General features: G+C 29.5%; 26 protein-coding genes and 1 tRNA gene. 18 read left to right on the top strand and 9 right to left on the bottom strand.

Translation table 11 applies throughout. From position 1 onward, the window contains the following. Positions 1-84: 84 nt before the first annotated feature. From GUI12_03935 to GUI12_03915, 5 genes are all read left to right on the top strand, one after another. On the top strand, positions 85-870 hold the full coding sequence (locus GUI12_03935) for a hypothetical protein (protein UAT43283.1): 786 nt from the start codon (positions 85-87) through the stop codon (positions 868-870). Between the two features lie 18 nt (positions 871-888). Further along, the gene (locus GUI12_03930) at positions 889-1,170 is read left to right on the top strand and encodes a FliM/FliN family flagellar motor switch protein (protein UAT43282.1); all 282 of its coding nucleotides are present in this window, start codon (positions 889-891) and stop codon (positions 1,168-1,170) included. 186 nt (positions 1,171-1,356) lie between these two features. After that, positions 1,357-2,403, top strand: coding sequence for a phosphate ABC transporter substrate-binding protein (locus tag GUI12_03925; protein ID UAT43281.1), 1,047 nt, complete (start codon positions 1,357-1,359; stop codon positions 2,401-2,403). Continuing rightward, the gene (locus GUI12_03920; protein UAT43280.1) at positions 2,400-3,593 is read left to right on the top strand and encodes a multidrug effflux MFS transporter; all 1,194 of its coding nucleotides are present in this window, start codon (positions 2,400-2,402) and stop codon (positions 3,591-3,593) included. The genes GUI12_03925 and GUI12_03920 overlap by 4 nt, the downstream gene beginning before the upstream one ends. Positions 3,594-3,614: 21 nt before the next feature. After that, positions 3,615-4,838, top strand: a complete 1,224-nt coding sequence (locus GUI12_03915) for an MFS transporter (GenBank protein ID UAT43279.1) — start codon at positions 3,615-3,617, stop codon at positions 4,836-4,838. Here the strand turns inward: GUI12_03915 and GUI12_03910 are convergent. Together GUI12_03910 and GUI12_03905 are read right to left on the bottom strand one after the other, a co-directional pair. Further along, the gene (locus GUI12_03910; protein UAT43278.1) at positions 4,822-5,613 is read right to left on the bottom strand and encodes a metal ABC transporter permease; all 792 of its coding nucleotides are present in this window, start codon (positions 5,611-5,613) and stop codon (positions 4,822-4,824) included. The genes GUI12_03915 and GUI12_03910 overlap by 17 nt on opposite strands. 17 nt (positions 5,614-5,630) lie before the next feature. Continuing rightward, positions 5,631-6,542 carry a DMT family transporter gene (locus GUI12_03905; protein UAT43277.1) on the bottom strand — a complete coding sequence of 304 codons (912 nt, stop codon included), beginning with the start codon at positions 6,540-6,542 and terminating at the stop codon, positions 5,631-5,633. Between the two features lie 123 nt (positions 6,543-6,665). On the opposite strand from GUI12_03905, the gene GUI12_03900 reads away from it, so the two are divergent. The 9 genes from GUI12_03900 (at position 6,666) to pheS (ending at position 13,235) form a co-directional block, all read left to right on the top strand. Further along, entirely contained in the window at positions 6,666-7,295 is a 630-nt protein-coding gene (locus tag GUI12_03900) for a hypothetical protein (GenBank protein ID UAT43276.1), read from the top strand. A gap of 99 nt (positions 7,296-7,394) precedes the next feature. Beyond that, on the top strand, positions 7,395-8,120 hold the full coding sequence (locus GUI12_03895; GenBank protein ID UAT43275.1) for a phosphatidylserine decarboxylase: 726 nt from the start codon (positions 7,395-7,397) through the stop codon (positions 8,118-8,120). Positions 8,121-8,173: 53 nt separating this feature from the next. After that, the gene (locus GUI12_03890) at positions 8,174-8,950 is read left to right on the top strand and encodes a CDP-diacylglycerol--serine O-phosphatidyltransferase (GenBank protein UAT43274.1); all 777 of its coding nucleotides are present in this window, start codon (positions 8,174-8,176) and stop codon (positions 8,948-8,950) included. A 149-nt stretch (positions 8,951-9,099) separates the two neighbouring features. Further along, complete coding sequence (locus GUI12_03885; protein UAT43273.1) at positions 9,100-9,753, top strand: DUF1013 domain-containing protein; 654 nt, start codon at positions 9,100-9,102, stop codon at positions 9,751-9,753. 61 nt (positions 9,754-9,814) lie between these two features. Further along, a complete protein-coding gene (locus GUI12_03880; GenBank protein UAT43272.1) occupies positions 9,815-10,495 on the top strand; it encodes a hypothetical protein in 681 nt (226 codons plus the stop codon). Between the two features lie 26 nt (positions 10,496-10,521). Then, positions 10,522-11,457: a hypothetical protein gene (locus GUI12_03875; GenBank protein ID UAT43271.1), complete on the top strand. Its 936-nt coding sequence runs from the start codon at positions 10,522-10,524 to the stop codon at positions 11,455-11,457. 88 nt (positions 11,458-11,545) lie between these two features. Beyond that, positions 11,546-11,749 carry a 50S ribosomal protein L35 gene (gene rpmI, locus GUI12_03870; GenBank protein UAT43270.1) on the top strand — a complete coding sequence of 68 codons (204 nt, stop codon included), beginning with the start codon at positions 11,546-11,548 and terminating at the stop codon, positions 11,747-11,749. A gap of 38 nt (positions 11,750-11,787) precedes the next feature. Continuing rightward, positions 11,788-12,171: a 50S ribosomal protein L20 gene (rplT, locus tag GUI12_03865; GenBank protein UAT43269.1), complete on the top strand. Its 384-nt coding sequence runs from the start codon at positions 11,788-11,790 to the stop codon at positions 12,169-12,171. A 38-nt stretch (positions 12,172-12,209) separates the two neighbouring features. Continuing rightward, positions 12,210-13,235, top strand: coding sequence for a phenylalanine--tRNA ligase subunit alpha (gene pheS, locus GUI12_03860; GenBank protein ID UAT43268.1), 1,026 nt, complete (start codon positions 12,210-12,212; stop codon positions 13,233-13,235). Here the strand turns inward: pheS and GUI12_03855 are convergent. The 4 genes from GUI12_03855 to GUI12_03840 all read right to left on the bottom strand — a co-directional run bounded on the left by GUI12_03855 (position 13,230) and on the right by GUI12_03840 (position 16,214). Continuing rightward, on the bottom strand, positions 13,230-13,805 hold the full coding sequence (locus GUI12_03855; GenBank protein UAT43267.1) for a hypothetical protein: 576 nt from the start codon (positions 13,803-13,805) through the stop codon (positions 13,230-13,232). The two genes, pheS and GUI12_03855, sit on opposite strands and share 6 nt — an antisense overlap. 414 nt (positions 13,806-14,219) lie before the next feature. Further along, on the bottom strand, positions 14,220-14,870 hold the full coding sequence (locus tag GUI12_03850; protein ID UAT43266.1) for an amino acid ABC transporter ATP-binding protein: 651 nt from the start codon (positions 14,868-14,870) through the stop codon (positions 14,220-14,222). Beyond that, positions 14,857-15,501, bottom strand: a complete 645-nt coding sequence (locus GUI12_03845; protein ID UAT43265.1) for an amino acid ABC transporter permease — start codon at positions 15,499-15,501, stop codon at positions 14,857-14,859. Before GUI12_03845 ends, GUI12_03850 begins: the two co-directional genes overlap by 14 nt. 8 nt (positions 15,502-15,509) lie before the next feature. Further along, a complete protein-coding gene (locus GUI12_03840) occupies positions 15,510-16,214 on the bottom strand; it encodes an amino acid ABC transporter substrate-binding protein (GenBank protein UAT43264.1) in 705 nt (234 codons plus the stop codon). 186 nt (positions 16,215-16,400) lie between these two features. On the opposite strand from GUI12_03840, the gene GUI12_03835 reads away from it, so the two are divergent. Continuing rightward, positions 16,401-16,868: an ArgR family transcriptional regulator gene (locus GUI12_03835; protein ID UAT43263.1), complete on the top strand. Its 468-nt coding sequence runs from the start codon at positions 16,401-16,403 to the stop codon at positions 16,866-16,868. A 551-nt stretch (positions 16,869-17,419) separates the two neighbouring features. On the opposite strand, the gene GUI12_03830 is transcribed toward GUI12_03835, so the two are convergent. After that, positions 17,420-17,509, bottom strand: a tRNA-Ser gene (locus GUI12_03830). A gap of 358 nt (positions 17,510-17,867) precedes the next feature. Here GUI12_03830 and GUI12_03825 point away from each other — a divergent pair. From GUI12_03825 to GUI12_03815, 3 genes are all read left to right on the top strand, one after another. Beyond that, a complete protein-coding gene (locus GUI12_03825) occupies positions 17,868-19,118 on the top strand; it encodes a peptidoglycan DD-metalloendopeptidase family protein (protein UAT43262.1) in 1,251 nt (416 codons plus the stop codon). A 159-nt stretch (positions 19,119-19,277) separates the two neighbouring features. Further along, positions 19,278-19,994 carry a Bax inhibitor-1/YccA family protein gene (locus GUI12_03820; protein ID UAT43447.1) on the top strand — a complete coding sequence of 239 codons (717 nt, stop codon included), beginning with the start codon at positions 19,278-19,280 and terminating at the stop codon, positions 19,992-19,994. Positions 19,995-20,442: 448 nt separating this feature from the next. Then, positions 20,443-21,501, top strand: a complete 1,059-nt coding sequence (locus tag GUI12_03815; protein UAT43261.1) for a hypothetical protein — start codon at positions 20,443-20,445, stop codon at positions 21,499-21,501. 10 nt (positions 21,502-21,511) lie between these two features. Here GUI12_03815 and purN read toward each other — a convergent pair whose 3' ends face one another. Further along, on the bottom strand, positions 21,512-22,111 hold the full coding sequence (gene purN / locus GUI12_03810) for a phosphoribosylglycinamide formyltransferase (protein UAT43260.1): 600 nt from the start codon (positions 22,109-22,111) through the stop codon (positions 21,512-21,514). Then, entirely contained in the window at positions 22,108-23,619 is a 1,512-nt protein-coding gene (locus GUI12_03805) for a leucyl aminopeptidase (GenBank protein ID UAT43259.1), read from the bottom strand. Before GUI12_03805 ends, purN begins: the two co-directional genes overlap by 4 nt. Positions 23,620-23,629 lie beyond the last annotated feature (10 nt).

Genomic DNA, 23,629 nt, shown 5'->3' with positions numbered 1-23,629 from the left:
GATTTAAGAGCTGTATAGTATCTTTATTGTTAATGATTAATTTTTATTTTTGCGTTAGCTATATCTATTTTGGCTGTTGGCTGTATGCCTTTATTGAATCAGAAAGATGCGAAGAAAAACATAAGGCTTTATAAATCAGTTGAAGTTGCAGATAAGAAAGAATTTTCTACGTCCAGCACTCATCAAGAACAAGTAAATTCTGAGCAATTCATTGATTATTCTAAGAAAATTGTTTCAGAGGAAGAAGAATTATCCAGCGAAATTACTGTCAATAAACAAAAAGAACTAGAATCTATAGATTCTAGTTCTATAATCGATGAAAATTCTGAAGATGATAGCAATACATATGACGACGAAGATACCCAAGATGAACAAGAAGTAGAATCTCTTGTTGCGAATCCGAAAGAGGTATCTGCTGAAGAAAACGCAGAAGAGTTGAAAACGGATCTTCAAAAATTTTTGACAGATTTTAATAATTGTGTCGATGATGTTAATGCGCAGGTACAACGATTTTTTGCTGATGTAGATAATAAAATAATTGATTTATCTTTGAATTTGGCAGAAAAGATATCAAGACACTCTATGAATGAAAATTACTATGAAATACTAAAGAATATTCTTTCTAAAAATAGTAATATTTTATGCTCAATAGAAGTGAAAATATTTATATTTGTAAATGATAAATATTATGATGCTCTTTTTGCTAATATGTTACGTGATGGATATGATCCAAAATATATTTTAAAAACTAGTTCTGATTTAGAAGTTGGTGATGTTCGAATAGAATGGCAAAATGGCTGTATAGAAAGCATGTTTGTAAATATAGTTAACGATGTTTTAAAGGTGCTGGATGAAACTAAGGAACGGTAAGAATTTTTTAGGTTAATCATGGTTTCTAAGACTAAGAAAGATATATTGGTTGATGATCTTGTTGATTCTAATTCTAGAGTCATGGAAAAAGTAAAAGTACTTATGACAGCTGTCATAGGAAGTAAGAGAATTTCTTTAGGGGATTTAGTAGCTATCCGTGGTGGAGATGTTATTTCTATGGGTAATATAACTGATTTTGTTGATATATATGCCAATGAATTGCTGATTGCAAAAGGAAAACTTATAGAAGAAGAAGAAAAGATATCTATAGAGATAGTTGAAATCATAGAAAATTATTAGTACTTATTTTAACAAAAGTTATACTATTTTTCGTAATTATGTTTGCAGCGCACAAATAATAGTTTATTATCACTTAGTGGATTAGTTACTCACATTGGAATGCTACTTTTCTGATGTTATTTATTTTTCTAACAATTCGCTCTCTATTATATGTGAAATTTTAATTTACGTGTTGAAATAATCTATATGTTTGTCCCTCGATTGAACATAATTTGTCTCTATATTGCTTTCTTATTTTTCTTTAATGCATTAAGTACAGTGGAGATTTTTGCTAGAACCTATGTTCGTGTGGTAGGTTCAACTACAATATTTCCTATAATAGCACGTGCTGCTGAAGAATTTGCAAGAGAATATAGAACTAGAACTCCTCTTATTGAAAGTACTGGAACGGGTAGTGGTTTTAAATTATTTTGCTTAGGTCAAGGGGAACAATTTCCTGATATTGTAGCGGCATCACGTAGCATATTAACTACTGAAAAAATGTTGTGTGAAGTTAACAATGTTGGGGATATTATAGAGTTAAAAATTGGAAATGACGCCATAATTCTGTCCTCTTTGAGAGAAAATACAGTTCCTTATGATTTTAACATTAAGGATCTTTTTTATGCTTTATCAGCTAATGTTCCTGTTAGTGATTTTAATGTACAACAAAATGCTTTTCAGAAATGGTCTGATATTAACGCTATGTTGCCAAATAAAAAGATCAAAATATATGGGCCAGTCAAAAATACCGGTACTTATGATAGCATTAATAAATTTCTGATTTATGATAATTGTATTAATAATCGTAATTTTTTACTAAAATACAAAAATTTTGAAGAGAGAAAAAAAGTTTGTAGTATGGGCAGAGCAGATGGTGTTTTTGTTGAAGTATCCAATTATGATGAATCTGTATTACTTCAGAAGATGAAGCAAGATAGTGATATTATTAGTATAGTAAGTTATGTTTTTTATTCTAATAATGCAGATAAATTAGTAGCTCACAGAATTAACGGCGTTACTGTTAATGACAATACAATACGAAATGGTAGATATCCTCTAAGCAGACCATTATATCTCTATATAAAGAAAGCACATCTAGATTCTGTAAAAGATTTGAGACAATTTATTAGCTCAATGTTTAGTAAAGATGCTATAGGAGAAAATGGTTACATGATAGCGTCAGGCTTAGTGCCTGTCCAAGGAGAAGAAAAGAATAAAATTGATAATATATTGCAAAATAATCAATTATGAGGATCAATATATTTTTATCAATATTCTGTATTATTATGGCAGATATATCTACGGATATTATCAGTCCAGCATTTCCTGCTATGAGGAATTATTTTGCTACCACTGATGGTAAGATATTTCATAGTCTTTCGATAAATTTGTTAGGTTTTGCTATTTCGGCCCCTATATATGGTTATATTGCTGATATATACGGTAGAAAAAAAGCAGTTGTACTAGGTATGTCTATTTTTACTGTTGCCACCGTCTTGTGTTCATCAGCAGCTAGTATAAATTCATTTATATTTTATCGCTTTTTACAGGGTATTGGACAGGGTGCAGCAGAAATTATAGGATTTGCTATTATTCGAGATTATTACAAAGGTGTAGAGTCTGCAAAGATGTTTTCATTGATTAATATGTGTATTGCACTTTCTCCTGCCTTAGCTCCTTTTGTAGGTGGTTGGATAGCATCTATTTATAACTGGCAATTTATCTTTTATATATTATTCTGGATAGCGTTGATTGTAGTGTTTTTATTTATTCTGTTTTTTACTGAAACACTTAAAAAAGCAGGTTCCTCTCAATCTGAAAATTATCAATTTTATTTTCTGGATTCTATGAGGTCTTATCGCCAAATTATGCAGAACAAAAGTTTTGTTTTTTATATGATGATCTTGATATTGCATTTTTCATGGCTGTGGAATGCAATTGCTAGCATCCCATTTATCTTTATTGATAATTATGGTGTAAGTTCAATGTATATGGGTTTTTTAGCCTTGATGTATGCTTGTTTTTACATGCTAGGAGGGTTTATGAATCAGCAATTATTGAATTTTTTTAATAGAAGAGACATACTTTCCTTTGCATTATATATACCAACATTTAATTGTATCTATGTCATTATAATGCTTCGTTTTTTTTCTCCTCCTCCTTGGGCAATAGAATTGATAATGTTTCTTGAACCAATTTCTTTGGCTATAATAATTAGTAATCTTATGTCTATTGCTTTGGATTGTGTTGAAGATAATGTCACAGCAAGAGCTACAGCTATTATAGTCTTCATGAAACTTTCAGCGGGATCTATCGTGATTTTTTTAGTACCTTTTATTTTAAAAGTTACTTTACCGAATATGTTGATTGTTACTTTTTTTTCATCATCTGTTGCATTGATGATATTCTTATTCAAAAAGAAAAAATATCATTTGAGTTAAAATATTTTTTGAAGGAGACATATGAGATTTCAGCACATAATGGCATTAGCTTTCTTAATTAGCTTCATAGACTATGATTTTTTTGTCATTTTGTTACCAAAATTGAACGAATATTTCTCTACCACAGATGTTACTGGTGTATTAAATTTCAACACAATAGGGATCCTTATTGCGTTGCTTTTATCTAGTTTTATTGAAAATGTGCGTACATTGCGAAAAATTATCACATTATCTATATGCTGCTACGCGATTTCTTTAACAATGTTTGTTATGTATAATGATTATCCTGTATTTTTGACGATACGTTTTTCACAAGGTGTTATACAAGGCGCTTCTTATATGTTTGGCTATAGGATGCTTAAAAGCATGTCACCTAAATTGGTAAGAGAAGTAACCTATATTAATATTTTTAGCTGCACTTTAACAACTATCTCTCCATTTTTTGCGCTTTCAATGGTTAATTATTCAAATTTAAAGGTGCTACTATTTATTATTTTGCTTATCTGTGCTTTTTTACTTATTAGTTTGCGAATCATTGGTGTTAGATCTGACGATATTATAAATCGTGATAAGACAACATTACATTTTTTAAAAAGTTATAATTTCATCTTTTCGGATAAAAGAGTATTTGTTTATCTGTTTTTCATGCTTGTGAACCACCTATGGATGTATAACAGTAATATAAATATTCCTAAATTATTCTATAACATCATGGATATCACTTATATGCAGTATGTTTGTTGTATAGCAATATATACCTTGTTCTATTTGTTAGGAGCTTTTTTGAGCGTTAAGATAGCCAAAAATTTTAGTGATCATAGATATTTGAGTAATCGTGATTTTATGATTAAGTGTGCAGTATCTGTGATAATTTTAGGTCATCTTTTCATGCTGTTTTATGATCATAAGTATATTTTGACCAACCCAATAAGATTTGAAATGTTTTTAATTCCAGAGGCTATCGTTTTACCTATTATCATAAATTTTGCTTTTTCTGGTGTTCTTGAAAGGCTTCCTGTTAATGCAGTGAGTAAAACATTATTGTTTTATTATGTTATAAAACATCTAAGTAATTTAGTAGTAATTCAGATATCAAATCTTCTAAATGCACAAGATATTGTAACTTATATGAATATTGTTACTATTGTGTTCTCTGCTATATCTGTTATGCCGATGATCTTTATTAGAGATGCTAAAACCTCTAAAGTTTGTATCGCCAATCATTCTCCTAAAGGATATATTTAATAATATTTTTTATAAGATAGCTGAAAATTGTAGATAACACCATAATTAATATTATGGTTGGGGAAGTTGCTAAGTTTATCGCAAAAGATACCAAAAGCCCAATTATTGAGGTTATGATACAAAAAATTGAAGCATTTATTATCATTGTCACGGGATTTTTGGACATCATTTTAGATGCTATTGAAGGTATTGTTAAGAATGCTGTTATTAATATTGCACCAATTGATTTAATTGCAAGTATAATAAATGTTGTTAATAGTGATAAATATATAACTTCAGAAAATGTGACATTAATTCCTTCTGTTTGTGCAATGTCTTTATTTATTGTTATTAATAGCCAATCCTTGTGTTTTATTACAAAAAGAAGAGCTATTATTGCTGCTAATATGCTCATTGCTATTATTTGTGTTGGCTTGACCAATAAAATATCTCCAAATAATATGTCATGTAATATGTTACTATTTTGTCCTGTGATAAGAATTAGTATTAATCCGCCAGCGATACATGTGCTACTTGTGATACTTAAAATTAGATCATTTGCAAAATATTTCTCTAATTTTATTATTAAAGTTGTTATAAAAATTGATGTTAACAATAAAATAAGATAATTGTTAATTCCAAATCTATAGGATATAGCAAAAAATAATATAGAAGAATGCGCTATTGTATCTGCTAAAAAAGATAATCTACGCCATACTAAAAAAGGCCCAAGAATTCCCGATCCTACAGATATCGAAAAAATTAATGCTATATAAGGCAATAATATAGTAAACATTATATTAAGTAGTCTTTTTACGTTTTTTTGTTAAATTTTTCATTTTTTTTATCTAAGATACACATTACGTTGCTTATCAAAATCAGCGTTGTGCCACATATTATGCTAATTTTTAGTGTTTCATGAAAGAAATAACAACCAATCACAGTACCCAAAACAAAAGAAAACATATACACGGGTATTACAGATATTAGTGAATTTGCATAATATATACAGCCTAAAGCAGTATATAGGTATATTATCATAATTAACCCTAATATGTAGAAGTTTTTTATCCCTTCAAATATATTATCAAATTTTTGTATATCTTCATTATTGTTTCCTAGCATTATATATAGATACACAAAAAATGATATTGAGATATAACATAACATTATATAAAGGAATTGATTCTCACAGGTTTCATTCGTATTTTTTATTTTTCTAGTGATAATATCAAAAACGATCCATAAAGCTATTGCTATAAATACCCACATAGATTCAGCTTGAAATGCGTTGGAGAACGGCTGTACTATTATTATAGTCCCTATAAAACCTAATAATAAGGCGATTAGTTGTTTGATATTTGCTTCTTCATTAAGAAATATTATTCCTGCTATTGCAGCAAATATCGGATATGTAAGAGTAATTGAGACTATTTGAGTGAACGGAATGACACTAAATACGTAACATAGAATAATTTGTGAAATTACATAGCATGCTGCACGTATTAAATGCCAATGCAATATTTTGGTTTTGGTGCCTCTTTTTGTTATATATAATATAATGTAAAGCGGTATTATATATAATACCGTGGATATATTGATAATATTTTGTAGATACTCTCTTGAAAAATATTCTGAAAGGTATCGATAATTATAATTTAATATACATCCTGTACAGATGTGTATTAACATTATTATTGCTCCTGTATTTAATCCAAATCTCATGTTATCCTATAGACCGGTTGCAAACATATCTCTCTTTAAATCTTATTATACTATGATTATTAATTTTTTAACTGTTAAATAAAAATTTTTTATTTTTAGTATAATTATTATTTTGTTAAGATTATGAAAAAGAATTTTATATCGTTTTTTCTGATATCTATACTATTCATTAGCTTTTTTTTAGGAATATGGCAAGTACAGAGATTCATATACAAGAAAAAATTAGCTAATAATTTAAATAAACAGGTGCAAATGTTTTCTGAGGTTAGTTTTTTATCTCAGCATGATAATCTATCTCCATATATGATTATAGGACAAGTAGTTGGATTCAGGAAATATTTCTTTGCTGGGTATAATAAGTATAAAGTTCTGGTGCCTATCAGTATATTTGGTACAGATAAAATAATATATGTTGACCTAGGTTGTACCGATATCTATAAAAGAGATAATATCCGTTTTGATACTCCTATAGCCGGTGTTGGGCGCATTATGTTTCATAAACAAAAGAGTTTTGTAAACAATAACATAAAAGACAATATATGGTTTTGGTATGACTATGATGCTCTTTCGCTAGATCTTAATAAAAAAGTTGAACCATATACATTTCATTTTATGGATTATCAAACAGAATGCATTGATGCAAACACAGACATATCAGTCAATAATATCCATGGATTCTACATCTTTTTTTGGTATGCTATATTTTTTCTTGATCTTTTATTTATATACAGAATTTTTGTACGTAAAGTTTAACATATTTTGTATATAATTCTTGTTAAAAGAAATATTAGTAGTATATTAGAGTATTCTATCTGATTACAATTTTTTTGATTTTCTTATATTTTTTTGTATATGCGTTTTTTAAAGACTTTTGCGGATTCGTTGATACACATTTTTCGTGTTATGCATAAAGAAGGTTATATTTTTGCTGCTATTAGCGCTGTTATCTTTCTTGTTTTTTCTATTGTTGGATCTTTTGTTCCTTTCTTCTTTCTCGGGCTCATAGTAACGTTTGCTATTATGCATTTTTTTCGTGATACAAACAGAATGGTTCCCATGAATTCTAATATAGCAGTTAGCACTGCAGATGGGGTTATTGGTTCTATTGCTGAAGAAGAGTATTTATGTGCACATAGCGATAAAAAGAAAAAAGCTATCTGTATTAGAATTTTATTGTCAATTACTGATGGTCATATTAATAGAAGCCCAATAGATGGGGTTGTAAAGGCTTTAAAATATACTCCCGGTAGTTTTGAATCCATTTTGTCTAATAATATCGAGCAAGCGAAAAATAATGAAAAGCAAGAGATATTAATTGAAGATGGTGATAAAAGAGAATTTTTAGTAGTTCAGCAAGTTGGTATGCTTGCTAGGAGAATAGTATGTAACCTTATAGTTGGCCAAAGTGTTGCAAGAGGAGAAAGAATCGGTTTGATGAAATTTGGTAGTATGATGGCTATTTATTTACCTGAAGATTTTCAGCCCAATGTAGTTATAGGACAGACCGTAGTGGCTGGAGAAACGATTATTGCAGTGAATGCTAAGAGTAAGATTGAATTGAGTTATAAGGAAATCTAATTCAGAGGATGTTATAATTAATTTTCTTGAAATGTTTTGTTGAGAGTTGTTTTGTGCAGAATAATAGAAATAACCGTCTAATTCCTGTTTATAAGTTATTTCCTAATATAGTGACTATAGTCAGTATATTGTTGGGTTTAACTGCAATAAAAGCAATGCTTTCAGAACGTTGGGAATTTGCATCCATTTTGATATTTTTAGCCACTATTTTTGATGCTCTAGATGGTAGAATTGCTAGAATACTAAGTGTTGAAACTTCTTTTGGAGCGCATCTTGATTCTTTAGCAGATTTCTGTAATTTTGGTATAGTGCCTGCTTTACTAATGTATCTCTGGAAATTAAACGAGATCAAGATATTTGGATGGACTGTAACGATGTTGTATGTAGTCAGTATTGTTATAAGACTTGCCAGATTTAATGTTTCTATTAGTGCTAATGATACAAAAATTAAAGAGATGAATAAAAATTTTTTTTTTGGTATCCCGTCTCCTGCAGCGGCTATTTTATTCATAATGCCTTTGCTTATGTCGAATGATCCGTGCTGGCTATTTATTTCATCTTGGTTTTATTCGAAATTAGGGCTTATTTTTTATGCGATTTTAATTGCATGTTTATCAATTAGTAAATTTGCTACTTTTTCTACAAAAAATATGCAAATTCCAGAGAATATGATTGCTATTGTGCAATGTTTTATTGGCGCTTATTGTATTTTGATATTTGTGAGGCCTTGGATGTTTATTCCAGTAAGTGCTATTTTATTTCTGTTTTCAATTCCAATATCTCACTATATATTTTTATCTCGCAACAGTAGAAAAGATAGCGATTTATAAAGATTTTTAATTGAATTATGGTATGCTTAATTGTGTATAATTGTAGATGTTTTTAACACATTATTCATTTTTATATGCAATCAATTAAATCCTTGATTTAGTTTGTTTTATTCATTGGTTACTTATTATGATGAGGTGTATTTTTATCTATGAATACTAAAAATAAAAATAAGAGCGGTACTCTTATTTATCCTAGTGCAGTTGCTATATGGTTAGTTGACAACACTTCTCTAACTTTTAACCAAATAGCTCAAGCTTGTGGTTTACACATATTGGAAATTCAAGCTATGGCAGATGGAGATATTGCATCTGGGATTGTTGGTTTCAATCCTGTTACAACTTCTGAAATAACTAGAGAAGAAATAGAAAGATGTGAGAAAGATCCTAACAGAATTCCTCAAGTTACTTTTATTTCTTATAAATCTTTTGCTAAGAGTAATAAAAAGAAAGCGAAATCTTCCTATTTACCTCTTGCCAGAAGAAGAGCAAAACCAGATGCAATAATGTGGCTGCTTAATAAACACCCGCAGTTAAGTGTTAATTGTATAGTTAAATTGATTGGTACAACTGCAAAAATAGTTAATTCCATCAAGAATGCTTCTTACTGGAATATTGAAAACATAAAACCTAGAGATCCGGTAATGTTAAAATTATGCTCTCAGGAAGAATTAGATGAACTTATCTTAAAAGTTAAAATTTCTGGTGAGAGTGATGAGGGCTATTTTTCTGATATAGACACTGAAAGTGGTGATTTAAATGCAGATATTGATGATTTACAACTGAGTAAAGAAGAAGTCAAATAGTAGAAATATTTTCTTTGATAACTATAGTTATCATCGTTTGTTGTGTTTTAAGGTTTTGATTATGCTTAACAGATATATATCTCTAAATTTTGTGATGTTCTTGTTGGTCTTAGCTATTTGTTGTAGATTCTTTTTTGTCTTATTTGATGCTGGGAATTTTTTTAATTTCCATTTTTATTTACGCGATTTCTTTAAAGTTGAAGCATTTGGGAGTGTTGAAGGTAGCAAAGAAAAGAAGTCTGATGAGCCTGTTGATTTATTAGATCGCGATTCTTTCTACATGTATGATACTGCAGGCTTAGGTAGAATCGAAGTTGAAGTGTTTAATGAGTTACAAAAAAATAAAAATGATAATGAAAAAGTTATAGAATATATAAATAATCAAAAAGAGTTAATAAAACAGACAACCACCTACGTTGAGCAAAAAATTAGTGAATTACAAATTGTTCGAGATGATATACAAGGTCTTATAAAATCTTATTACAATGCTAAAGATGATAAAGTTAAAAGTCTTGTTAAAATATATGAGAATATGAAACCTGCTGAAGCAGCAGCTATACTTTCTGAATTAGATGATGATTTACTATTAAAAGTTGTACGTCACATGAAAGAAACAAAATCATCTCCTATTTTGGCGCAAATGAAGCCCGCTAGAGTGCGTGATATAACTGTAGGTTTAGTACAAGAAGATTACTTAAGAGAAATAGATTTGCGACATTTTTGTAGCTTAATTCAGCAATAGTGGTTGGGTGATTTTTTATAATATCAATGAAAATATTTTTTCTAGGATCGGATATAATTAATAGCAACATATTTAGATTTATTCGTAATTTAGGTCTAGATAGTTATGTTGTTAATTTTTCATTGGCTGAAAAGACACAAGATTTTAGCAACGATGAAAAGGTCATCTATACCGATTATGAATTTTTTGTAGATAATTGCGATGATGCTGTAATCATAATGCATTCTAAGATCTTTGATTTTATCGATCATAAGATGTTTGATGATATGAAAAATTCTCTGTTATTACTTATTGAAGATGTTGGTATTCATATAAATGATCTGTCTGATAAATTCATAAATTGTGAATTTGATGTATTGAATATTGATTTTATCAATGAAGTTAATAATCAAGATGCTTCCATTGTATTATGTCGTATGCTGAACATCAACAGCAAGGATAGAATAGCGCATTTCTTAGATTTAATGAAATCTGATATAGAAATTTTTATTGCTGAAGATAGTTCATCTTTTCTATTATATGAAATTGTATTCAGAGTAATTCCGATAATTTTTATGAATATTATTCATCAGATAGCCAATTTTTATTCCAGGACTATCTGCGTAAGTTATGAGAAAATTTTTATGCAGTTGATTAAAGAATTTGCTGATATTTTGCGATACGGTGGAAATAATATGAAATCAGAGATTTATTCTCATATTTTTTTTAAGAAGTGCATTGGCAATATATTTTCTGAAATTGAGGATTTTGGTTTAAGCTTACAAGATTCTCCAAAAATAATGGATTATTTTTATCATTACCTAGAAACAGTTCATAATAATAAACATGATTATATAGATATATTGAATCGCAATGTGTTTTATCCCAGTTTGTTGAATCAAATAGGTTTCAATAGCCAAAGCATCAAAAATGTTTTGCGTAACATATACTTCACTATTATAAACGATGATTATGTTTCATAAAATATTCTGCTTGTTTACACTGAGCAAAAAATACGTTAATCTATAAACAGTTTTTTTAGTAGTGTTATATAATTTTCTGGGGTTTTTTATGCCAAAATTAAAGAGTCATTCTGGGGCAAAAAAGAGATTTAAAATAACAAAAAATGGAAAAGGCAATAAATTTATTGGTACTCAATCTGGTAAGCAGCATAATATGCGTAAGCGTAGTGGTAGAGCATTAAGAGATCAAAGGGGTACAGCTTTGGTTGGGGCTTATGGTTCAAAAATTTTGAAAAAACTTTTGCCTAAATAATGTTATTTGTGATTTAATGTGTAAAGAGGTTTTCAAAGATGTCTAGGGTAAAAAGAGGAGTTCAAGCTAAAAGGAGACACAAAGCTGTTTTGCGTTGTGCTAAAGGTTTTAGAGGTAGAGCAAAAAATTGCTATACTATTGCTGCTCGTAGATTGGATAAAGCAAGACAATATGCTTATAGAGACAGAAGAAATAGAAAAAGATTTTTTCGTTCTTTGTGGATACAACGTATTAATGCTGCAGTCAGAATAAGTGGATTAACTTATTCAGTTTTTATGAATGCTCTTAAAAAAATGGGTATTGATTTAGATCGTAAAGTTATGGCTGATGTCGCAGTGCGTGATTCTTCAGGATTTACTGCTATCGTTAAGAAAGTTCAGGCTTTTCTAAAAAAAGAACAAGAAAATCAAAATAAAGCCTGATGATATAATTGTAATTTTTACTTATATAAATCCTTGTTGTGATTGATCTTTCAGATATTAAAAATAAAGATCTATTGATTGTTGTTGATCAATTTGAGAGAGATTTATCTTGTGCTGAATCAGATTCTGCTTTGCATAAGGTGCAATCTAAATATACAGTTGGGAAAAATAGCGTTTTGGCTACTTTCTTTACGAAGATAGTGGATGTTCCTTTAGAGGAACGTAAAATGATGGGACGGGAGATTAATCAGGTAAAAATTTTTATTCAGAATGCTATTTCTTCTAAAAAAGCTTCTTTGAGTGCTTTTGCAAGAAATGATTCTGTGCTCAGTGATTCTGTGGATGTCACTTTACCCAGTATGTTTAGCAATATCACAAGCAGACATGTGTTGAGTAGGGTTATAGATGATTTAATAGGCCTTCTTGCTAATATGGGGTTCAAAGAGGCTGTTGGCACAGATATAGACTCTGAATTTTATATATTTGATGCTTTGAATACGCCTGTACATCATCCAGCACGTCAAATGCAGGATAGTTTCTATATGAAAGACAAAAGGCTGTTAAGGACACATACATCTTCTGTACAAATCCATGCTATGGAATCTCAAAAGAAGAAGTTACCACTTTCTATCTTCTCTGTTGGGAGAGTCTATCGTAATGATTGGGATATGACTCATACTCCTATGTTTCATCAGTTAGAACTGCTTTTTGTGGATAAAAACATAACGGTTGCCAATCTGCGTTCAACAATAATTGATTTCTTATCTGCATTTTTCGAAGATAATAAAATTCAATTTAGGTTTCGTCCTAGTTTTTTCCCTTTTACTGAACCTTCCATGGAAGTTGATGTACTTCATAACAATGAATGGCTTGAGATTATGGGTTGCGGTATGGTTAATAAAAAAGTCTTTCAGGCCGTTGGAATTGATGATAGCATCTATAATGGATTTGCTTTTGGAGTGGGTATTGAACGCTTAGCGATGTTAAAATATGCTATTCGAGATATAAGAGACTTTTATTCTTCAAACCTTGGTTGGCTTTCGCAATTGCAAAAAATTCTATAACCCTCTGCCGCTGTCGTGCTCTTCTTCCTTAGAGCTAGATTTTTTCTGCCTATATGCGTCTGCATGACTAAATGACTCTGATGGCCCATGATCATAACTAGGAGGCGTAAAATCTGGTCCTTGAGATGTTGATGCATAAGCTTCTTGTTCATCGCGTACTTGGCTATCTCCTTCCCCTCCTGTAGAGCTGGTATCCGGATCTGTTAATGGGCTCATATCTTGCGCAAGTTCACCCATTATCTGATGTAACATCTCAGTATCTCCTATCATATTACGATAAAGACCAATTCCTTTAAAAAATTCTCTTATCATAAACCCTACTCCAAATACTATTTCTCCTTGACCTCCAAGCATTAAATTATTACTTAATGCTCCATCTAATGGTACAAAAAATCCACTAATCTGATCAGATCCGCATTTTGTGAAGACACTTGCATCATTTATTTTTGATTTCGCAGATAAAACGTGCAATAAGACTGCAAAACATGTATCATCTTCTTCTGCCGAACCTTCGCTATGAGATAACATCGACTGTAATTGTGCTACATTATGACCTGTTTCTGGTGGCATATGAACAAAAAAATATATATTATAAGACTATTTTAACTTAAATATTTTTATTTTTTACTTAATTTATCAACAATATAGAAAATATTTATTGTACTTATAATTTGTCGATTTATGAATATCATTAATGTGATAGATGAAATTTATGTTTTCTCAATATTTACCTATGTTAAGGTTCAATACAAAGCTTAACAATCTTCACGCTTGAAAGAGAAGATAGGTTTATTACTTTTTATATGATATTGATACGCTATTATGATGTTGATGATTTTAACATATTAAATATTAGGATATTGCTTCTAAAATGGCGGTATTTTATACATAATATAGCTTTTTTATCAAGTGGATTGATTATAAAATTATTTGATAAACTTGTTTTGCTAAAGCTTGATATCTAAATTATATTTATGCGAATTATCAGTAATATTGGTGCAGATATTTTATAGGATCATCAATTTTTTTAGGTTGTATATCTGCTGATATTCTACCATCTTTTAACAAAATTATTCTATCTGATATCTTTGTTAAAAAATCTAAATCGTGAGATGCAAGTATCATTCCTATTTTCATATCTTTAACGGATTTTAATAAATCAATTACATCCATTATTGTTACAATATCTAGGCCTGAAGTTGGTTCATCACACAAAAGTAAAGAGGGCTGCATTATTAAACTGCGAGCAAGAGCCACTCTTTGTTTTTGACCTCCAGATAGTTGATTGGGGTAGCATTCTATTTTTTCTTCAATTCCAAGTTTTTTCAATAATAAAAGAGCTTTATCTTTTACATCAGGTATTTTCTTTAAACTTGGTGCGTATATGAGATTTTTCATGACGCTCATATGTGGGAATAGTTGAAAATCTTGAAACATGAAAGCTGTTTTTTTTTGACAATTAATACTACCATTATCTAATGTATCCAGGCCTTGGATACATCGTAGAAGAGTAGATTTTCCACTGCCAGAAGGACCTGCTAAACCTACTATCTTATTTTCTTCGATATTTAAATTTATTCCGGTTAATAAGTGATGATCACCGTAAGATTTTATCGCATCTTTAATTTTTAACATTTTGCACCTTCTTTTCTATCTTTTTTCCTATATATTCAATGAACAAAACAATAATATAGTAATAGACACCAGCTATGCACAATGGAGCGAAATAGGTAAATTGCGCTGCAGCAATTGTTTGTGCTGCACGCATTATATCCATACCGCCAATGGTTGAAATTAGAGCAGTTTCTTTTAACAAAGATACTATTTCATTTATCATCGCTGGAAAGATATTTCTAGCTACTTGAGGTAAGATTATATCTCTCCAAATGTAATAATTTGGAATTTGGAGAGTTTGTGCCGCTTCAAATTGTCCTTTAGGGATGCTTTCAATACCAGCACGTATTATTTCTGCAATATATGCTGAGCTATTTATTCCAAAAGTTATTATACCAGTTGTCACTATATTAAAACTGAAACCTAACAATAAGGGTGTTGTGAAATATACTAGAGATAACTGTAATATCAAGGGAGTGCCTCTTATTATAGATATTATCTGAATTGTTAAGAATTTTGCTATCCCGACATATCTTGCAATAGACATTGTAAGGCCAAGAATGAAGCCTATTATTATGCCTCCAAATAATATCTGTGCAGTTATAAATATTCCTTTTCCTATAAAGGTAATGTTATATATTAAGTCTTCCATTGTTGAATTTATTCCAAGTATTTTTGTTTTATTTTATCCAATTCCCCTGTTTCCATTAATCTTATTAATGCTTCATCTATTTGTGGCCTTAAAGAAGAGCCTTTTTTAAAAGCAATTGCATATCCGTTATCAGCTTCTGCAATGATTCTGTAGTCTAGTTTATTGATACGCTCTACAAATGTATGTGCTTGTATATGATCTATTAAAACGCCATCAACTTTACCATATTTCAGTGCTTCTATCATCTGAGGAGTTGTATCCATCGTTATGATATCTGTTTTATTTGTATTATTTTTGAGCCAAATTTCCATTACTGTGCCAAGTTGACAAGCAATCTTTTTATTCGTTAGATTATATTCAGAAGATGATTCATTAAATTCTTTTTCTTTGTCAAAAACTATTGCTAGCTTGTCTTTATAATACGGTGTTGAGAAATCAAGAATCATTTTTCTATCTTCGGTAACCGTTATTGCGGCAATTGCAGCATCTACCATCCCATTTTGCAGAGCAGCTAATATATTACTAAAAGAGGGGATATCTTTAAATATTGCCTTCTTTCCTAGATGCTCAGCTATTTTTTTTGCTAATTCAATATCAAAGCCCATTAATTTATCATTTTCTCTATATTCAAAAGGTGGATAATCTGATGAAGTTGCAAACACTATTTTATCGTCTTCTTGATACATGGATTTTTCATCCTTTATTGTAAACAACGAAATTAACCCGATTAATATTAAAATTGATGAAAATAAATAGGTTTTGATTTTGCTATTCATATTTGAGATTGATCTTTTTACTGTAAAGCTCTTAGTATTATGACTAACAGAATTTATTTGTCAAATATATTATGAATACATTGTCATTTATATATGAATACATAGTTGTTTGTGTATTGTCTTATGAATAAAAATAAAGATATAAATAATCATATTTTCGATCTTATACGAAAATGTAATATAAAAGAACAGAGTGAATTACAGGATTACCTTGAAAAAAGAGGCTATCAAATTCCTCAAGCTACTTTATCAAGAAAGCTTAAGAAATTAAATATTGTAAAAATTTCTGGAAGGTATAGTGTTATATCTAATATTCAAAATAATTTACCTTTAATCTTGAGTGTCAATATATCTGATTTTGGTTTAATGACATTACACACTTATCCAGGAAATGGCAATGCTATCGCTGCTTTTTTAGATAAAAAATATGTTTCTGTTTCTTTTGAAAAAGAAACAAATTATCCTATTTTAGCCACTATTGCAGGAGATGATACAATTCTATTGGTGATTAAAAATAAAAAATCTATTAAGGATGTTTTACGATTATTAAGTGAAGATTTTCCTTATATTAAAATACCAAAATTTGACTAAATAATATAATTCATACAAAATATTGAAGTAAATAATCTTATAAAATCTTGGTTTATGTTATATCTAAAATTTAAAAAAAATGAATATAAATTCAATTTCTATTATGAGTAACGTATAAGATATAAAAGAATTTTCAATTCTTATTATTTTAGATTTTATGTAATTTAATTCATAAAAATTGAATCTTATCATTAAATTTTTGACGATTTTTATTAAAACACAGAAGTAGAATCTAAATACTGAAAATATACATTGTCGGAGATTAATGTCTTTCAATGTAATTTTTTTAATCTAAATGAAAAATGTGTCATTCAATTCTACATAATTTTGCTACATCAGAATAGGCAAAATATTATGAAATATTGGAGTATACACTACAATCAAATTTATAAAATTATCAAAGTGAATTATCTAATTAATAGAATCAAAAAATTAAAAAATGTTGTAGAAAAATCTACTGAGTAAAGATGGAGATTTATCAAATAAACAGATTATTTTCAAAAGCGAATCTCAAAATGACTAAATTGAAAGATTTTTCGAGAAATAAAAATTGGCGGACGGAGTAGGATTCGAACCCACGGTACGCGTAAACGCACACCAGTTTTCAAGACTGGCGCCTTAAACCACTCGGCCATCCGTCCCCAAAAAAGACGCTGCTTTTATGAAATTTGACATCAAAGACTCTAACACGAAATATTTTACAAGACAACAATAATTAGCTTATTTATATCAATTGTTAATTAATTATTTTTTATAAATAATGTAATTTGTTGACTATTCATTTTTATCAATATATGGTAATAAACTTAGTTCTTTTATATTTAGCATATAAACAATTTTTTAAAATCTTTATTCTTATAATTTTATCCTTGAGGATGTTTATAAAGATATTTTTTTAATTTTAATAATTTTTTGGAGCCAGAGGTTTTAGTGTTCTTAAATTTTCGATATCGATACATTTTAAGTTGTTTTTTTCTAGTGTGCTGTTTTTTTTCTAAGATGCACTCTAGTGCTATTGCTGAAAATGGAGTGAGATTGCAAGAGATAGAGATAAAAAAAGGTCAAAATATATTAGGTATTTTGAAAAATCACGGTATAAGTGAAAAGCAATCTTATGAAGCAATAAAATCCTTGACATCGAATGTCGATTTTAAAAAGATAAAATCTGGACAAAAAATAATACTTATGTCAAAAGAGACAGATGGAATTGTTTCCATGAAGGAAATATCGTTTGTTTCAATAGGAGAGAATGATGAAACTATTAAATTAATTAATATTCCTAATACGAATAAATATGAAGCATTTTATATTAATAAAGTAAATAGCAATAAAAATCTTATTAAAATTAATTTAAATGTAAAAAATAATATCTTTACCACTTTAAAAGAAAAAGGTTTTAATGATGCAGTGATCAATAATGTATCAAAATCTGTGGATCGATATATTAATGCTAATAGAGATATAAAGAGTAATTCAGATATTGAGATGCTTTTGGAGGGAAAGATCGATAAAAACGGCAACGTATATGATTATGGAAAAATTATGTATGTTGGATTGAAAGAGAGGAAAAACCTAAAAATTTCAGATGATAATGATGATTATTATCTACAGATGTATAATCATGATTTTCAAGATGGAAAAAGTATGTTAGTTAGTATAAATAAAACAAACAAATCTTCAACAACCCCTTCGTCTGTGAGGAAGAAATTTATTTCTCCTCTTACAAATTCTGTGAGAATTTCTTCTAAATTTGGAAATAGGGTAGATCCAGTTGCTGGAAAAGTAGAACGTTTGCATGCCGGAATTGATTTGGCAGTAAATAGTGGTACCAAAGTTCATGCAACTGCAGAAGGAGTGGTAGATTATGTTGGATGGTATGGTGGTTATGGCAAATATGTTAGGATAAAGCATCCTGGAGATTATTTTACTTGTTATGCTCACCTTAACTCTTTTGTGCGTAATTTAAAAATTGGACAAAAAGTTAAACAGGGACAAATAATAGCAACTTCTGGTAATACAGGACGAACCTGTGGACCTCATTTACACTATGAAATACGACATAAAAATAGACCTTTAAATCCTCAAAATTTCACAGATTTCTCTTCTCAGACAAAAAAATCTGGTACTGCTCAATCCTTTGATCCAATGGCCGATATGGGTATAACAGAACTTCGTAATTTCAAGCAGAATATAGGGATGATTAGGGAAGCAAGCGCAAAAGCATTAGATATTACAGGTGATATTTTATAATTTTTGCTCATAGGATTTAGTGCATATTAAATATTATTTAGCTATAATCATTTCTGATTGCAATTTTAATCATATTTGTGATAATATTTAACTGCATCAGTCTATCTGATTTTTAGATAGTTTAGGCATAATTCATTTTTTTGAACAATGAGGTCGTTCATGCGATATAATATAGATAATCGTACTAAAGATAGTACTTTTGATAATACATATAACGAAGGTTTGAGAAAATATCTTGTCTCTCTTTATAAGCATATGGCCATGGCTTTAAGTTTAACGGGCTTAATTGCTTTTCTAGTTTCGTCATCTCCTGCAATTCTTTCGATTCTTTATGGAACGCCTTTGCACTGGGTTATAATGTTTGCTCCTATTGTTTATGTATATTTTTTTAGCTCTAGGATTCATTTTATGACAGTTTCAAATGCTAGATTGGCTTTTGGAATTTTTGCTGCATTAATGGGATTATCATTATCCTGGGTATTTATTGCTTATACCAGTACAAGTATTGCACGGGTATTTTTTATTACTTCTTCAATGTTTGGTGCGATGGCTTTGTATGGAAACACAACTAACAAAGATTTAACAGCAATAGGCTCTTTCATGTTAATGGGCTTGATAGGCTTGATTGTTGCTTCTTTAGTGAATATTTTTGCGCAAAGTAGTGCTTTACAATTTGCAATATCTGTAATTGGAGTTGTTGTTTTTTCTGCTTTGACCGCATATGATGCGCAAAAAATAAAATCTATGTATTTCCAATATGGCGGTGGTGATTCAGTTACTTTGGATAGAGTTGTAATATTAGGAGCTCTTCGTCTATATTTTGATTTCATAAATTTATTTATCAGTATGTTGCATCTTTTTGGGGAACGTAGATAGATAAAAATTGATTAATAATAATAAACACATGGTAATCAAAAAGATAAAGTTCTTTTTTGAAAATATTGTGTGATGAAACGTACCTTTTGTATATTATAATATAAATAGAGAGGGGAAGAAGAGTTGTATTCATTGTTTTTGCTCTATTATTGAAGTTTTTGAGAAACTTTACAGAAGATAACAAAGACAATAGGATTTCATTTGGTAAACGTTAAATGATGTTACTATCTTGATTATATTTAGATCTTTATTGTAGCATTAGGAAAAAGGGTATGAAAATTTTCACATAAAATGGTGAAATAATATAATAATATTATTATCAAGATTTTTTATTTTTATCTCGCAATCAAGAGTTATAAACAGAGCAAGGTTGAATAAAAATGGTTTTAGTGGGGTGTGATAAAATAAGAAAAGCTTTTGTATAATCCCTTAGTAGCGTTATGTTGATATGAGTTATTTTTTTAAGAAGAGATTTTTTCCCTTTCTTGCTTTTATTGTATTTTTTTCACTTTTGTGTGGTATTTTATTCATTGTTTGGCTCAGAGAAATTGAATCTTTTCAAAATCTTCTAGATACTGCACTTGACGATTATTCTGTTTCTTATTCTGACCGTGATATTTCCAAAAATTTATTACAGAATAAAGTTACTCTTAAAAATGTTAATTGTGTTATTTTTCCATTTTATAATACTTCTATCATGTTAGATGAAGTTGTTTTAGAGAAAAAAGCTTTTTCTGATTTTATTAAAGTATCATTTGGTAAAAAAGCGTCTATTTCTTTAAATTATCCTGAAGAAAACGATGAAATATATACGAATTATCCAGATTCACTCATAGAAATTGTTTCGATAGTTAAAGATTTTAGTGTTACTTGTGATACTAAACTGCAAAATCAAGATCATGATTCTAACCTTGTGCTAAAAAATTATAAAATGCAAGATTTTAGAATAGAAAATTATGCTTTTGAGTGCAATGTTTCTCATTATGTTTTTGATCTTTTACTAAATATGATATTGAAATCTAATCTTGATGAAGATAATGCCGAACAATTGCAACATTTTAACGCGATTATTGAAAATTCACAAATACATATTGATTTTGAAAATAATATGAAGATGCAATCAATAAAAAAAGGAAATTTTGCGAAAATTTTAGTTCAATCACCTCACAATATTTTTAAGATAATTGATAAAGATTCAAATAAAAGTTTGACTATGGCGATGGATATGAATTTGGATATCAATTCGTTGGCTGGTACTATCAATTATTTTGATATACAAATTAAATTGAATGGTGTTAAATCTTTTAAAGTAGCTGATACAATAAATGAACAATACAAAGATAAGCGTTTGGCTCTTATTAAACTTTTAAATGAATATGAAATAGATGGAGAGGAAGATTCTTATGTTTTACATTTTTACGAAAAGGAAAATTTATATTACTTAAATGATAAACTTTTTGACTCTTCCGAAAGAAAAAAATTCCAAAATTTCTTCTCTTTAAAATAAATTAAGTATTTTATTTTACTATTATCACGCTATTATCCATACTATCTTCTTCTTGTAGACATACTTTTTTTAGTGCTTTACTATAACAAATGTGTTCTAGAGATAATATTTTTTTCTTTTTTATTTCATACGATTCGCTACTGGTAGTTCCTGTTATTGCTTGTGTAATTATTTGACCTGCATCAACATTAGCAGTAACATAATGTACTGTGCATCCTATTACCTTTACTCCATAATTGTGAGCCTGTTTTTGGGCATTTAATCCTTTGAAAGAAGGCAAAATAGAAGGATGGATATTTATTATTTTATCTTTCCATTTCTCAACAAAATCAGCTGATAAAATTTTCATGAATCCAGCCAAGCAAATAATTTCTATACTGTTAGAATCTAAGACAGATTGCACCTTTTTTTCGAAAACTTCCATACTCAAAGACTCTAATATTAAGGTATCTACAGAAAAATCTTTAGCATAATTGATACCGAAAGCATCACTCTTATTCGACACTACCAGCACAATTTTTGCAGGAAATTGATTACTTCTGCATGATTTTAAAAGAGATAAAAGATTAGACCCAGTGCCAGATATAAAAACAGCAACTTTTTTTTTCACGATTCAAATGAATTCAGTACATATTTATTTAGTAACTTAATTCCAAAAGCATAATAGGATTTTTTCGGAGTGATTTCATCATGGTAATCAGTTACTCCAGCAATATCTAAATGTGCCCACTTGATATCTTCTTTAATAAAAAATTCTAAGAATTTTGCAGCTATGATGCTTCCTCCAGCTACTCGTTTAGTTTCGATATTTTTAATATCTGCACAATCGGAAGTCAGTAGTCCATCGTGCTCTTTACCCATTGGCAATTGCCAAATTCGCTCATTAGTTTCTTTGCTGGCGTTGAGCAGATTGTCAGCTGTTTTTGCATCATTGGAAAATAATCCAGCATGCACATTACCTAAAGCGACACATATTGCACCAGTTAAAGTGGCAATATCTACTATTGTATTTATTTTATAAGACTGAGCAAACCATAATGCATCAGCTAAAATTAGCCTACCTTCAGCATCAGTGTTAAGGACTTCTATAGTCTTTCCTGACATAGACTGTACTATATCACCTGGTCGTTGTGCATTTCCTCCTACAGCATTCTCTGCCAATGCTAAGACTGCCATCACATTTGCTTTGGCATCACGATGTGCTAAGGTATACATTAAACCTGTCAAAACCGCAGCACCCGACATATCTGCTTTCATTTCCCACATACGATTAGATGGCTTTATTGAGATACCGCCGGAGTCAAAGGTTATTCCTTTGCCAACAAATGCAACGTCAAAAACTTCTTCAGAAGTTTTTCCATGCCAACGTATTACAAGTAATCTTGATGGTTTTGAACTTCCCTGTCCAACAGCCAATAATGCATTCATTCCCATTTTTTGCATGATTTTTTCATCAAGAATTTCTATCTTTAATTTACCGTTTATATTTTTGAAGAGATCTTTACAAATATTCACAAAAGTTTCAGGATACAATTCATTCCCAGGCATCATAATGAGGTCTTGTGCTACATAGTAAGCCTCAATAATAGGAACAAAATCTCTTGCAAAAGTTTTTTCTACATTTACGGGATCATCTACAATAAAATTTATACTACGTATTTTAAAAATTTCTTCATCAGTACTATATTTATCAAAAACATAGCTTTTCAACATCATCCCTTGAATTAAATTACAAGTGCTGGAGACTGAAACAAATGGGATCAAAACTGATGCATCATCAAGTTTTTTATTAGATATTGCACGAGCCAATATAGCACCTATTTTTTCTTCTTCTACAGCATCAAGCTTTTTTTGCGATCCAATCCCAACGAACATTATTTCCATTAAATTGCCGTCTTTGCCATCTAAAACCATAAGCATAGTGTCAGATTTTTTACCTTTAAATACAGAACTATTCTGTAATTTATTTAAAATCATACCACCATTCATTATATCGAGATTTTCCAATTTAGCTGATACTTCACAACCTTCATAGACTGGAACTACAAGCACCCCTTGTCTATTTTGAATGCTGCTGAGAGAGTTATCAAAGCTGATTTTAGGTATTTCTACAGACATATCAAAGGGG

This window comes from Anaplasmataceae bacterium AB001_6, assembly GCA_020002265.1.
Lineage (GTDB): Bacteria > Pseudomonadota > Alphaproteobacteria > Rickettsiales > Anaplasmataceae > AB001-6.
Note: the sequence above shows the minus strand (reverse complement) of the source record. Positions and strands in the feature narration are given on the sequence as shown.

Bases quoted from the DNA above. Each gene is read 5' to 3' on its own strand.
- GUI12_03905 (UAT43277.1), bottom strand. From the start codon at position 6,542: ATGAGATTTGGATTAAATACAGGAGCAATAATAATGTTAATACACATC.
- GUI12_03880 (UAT43272.1), top strand. From the start codon at position 9,815: ATGCTTAACAGATATATATCTCTAAATTTTGTGATGTTCTTGTTGGTC.
- GUI12_03845 (UAT43265.1), bottom strand. From the start codon at position 15,501: ATGGAAGACTTAATATATAACATTACCTTTATAGGAAAAGGAATATTT.
- GUI12_03915 (UAT43279.1), top strand. From the start codon at position 3,615: ATGAGATTTCAGCACATAATGGCATTAGCTTTCTTAATTAGCTTCATA.
- GUI12_03910 (UAT43278.1), bottom strand. From the start codon at position 5,613: ATGTTTACTATATTATTGCCTTATATAGCATTAATTTTTTCGATATCT.
- GUI12_03900 (UAT43276.1), top strand. From the start codon at position 6,666: ATGAAAAAGAATTTTATATCGTTTTTTCTGATATCTATACTATTCATT.
- GUI12_03935 (UAT43283.1), top strand. From the start codon at position 85: ATGCCTTTATTGAATCAGAAAGATGCGAAGAAAAACATAAGGCTTTAT.
- rpmI (UAT43270.1), top strand. From the start codon at position 11,546: ATGCCAAAATTAAAGAGTCATTCTGGGGCAAAAAAGAGATTTAAAATA.
- GUI12_03930 (UAT43282.1), top strand. From the start codon at position 889: ATGGTTTCTAAGACTAAGAAAGATATATTGGTTGATGATCTTGTTGAT.
- GUI12_03815 (UAT43261.1), top strand. From the start codon at position 20,443: ATGAGTTATTTTTTTAAGAAGAGATTTTTTCCCTTTCTTGCTTTTATT.
- GUI12_03885 (UAT43273.1), top strand. From the start codon at position 9,100: ATGAATACTAAAAATAAAAATAAGAGCGGTACTCTTATTTATCCTAGT.
- GUI12_03820 (UAT43447.1), top strand. From the start codon at position 19,278: ATGCGATATAATATAGATAATCGTACTAAAGATAGTACTTTTGATAAT.
- GUI12_03875 (UAT43271.1), top strand. From the start codon at position 10,522: ATGAAAATATTTTTTCTAGGATCGGATATAATTAATAGCAACATATTT.
- GUI12_03855 (UAT43267.1), bottom strand. From the start codon at position 13,805: ATGCCACCAGAAACAGGTCATAATGTAGCACAATTACAGTCGATGTTA.
- GUI12_03895 (UAT43275.1), top strand. From the start codon at position 7,395: ATGCGTTTTTTAAAGACTTTTGCGGATTCGTTGATACACATTTTTCGT.
- rplT (UAT43269.1), top strand. From the start codon at position 11,788: ATGTCTAGGGTAAAAAGAGGAGTTCAAGCTAAAAGGAGACACAAAGCT.
- GUI12_03920 (UAT43280.1), top strand. From the start codon at position 2,400: ATGAGGATCAATATATTTTTATCAATATTCTGTATTATTATGGCAGAT.
- GUI12_03850 (UAT43266.1), bottom strand. From the start codon at position 14,870: ATGTTAAAAATTAAAGATGCGATAAAATCTTACGGTGATCATCACTTA.
- GUI12_03805 (UAT43259.1), bottom strand. From the start codon at position 23,619: ATGTCTGTAGAAATACCTAAAATCAGCTTTGATAACTCTCTCAGCAGC.
- GUI12_03835 (UAT43263.1), top strand. From the start codon at position 16,401: ATGAATAAAAATAAAGATATAAATAATCATATTTTCGATCTTATACGA.
- GUI12_03825 (UAT43262.1), top strand. From the start codon at position 17,868: ATGCACTCTAGTGCTATTGCTGAAAATGGAGTGAGATTGCAAGAGATA.
- GUI12_03925 (UAT43281.1), top strand. From the start codon at position 1,357: ATGTTTGTCCCTCGATTGAACATAATTTGTCTCTATATTGCTTTCTTA.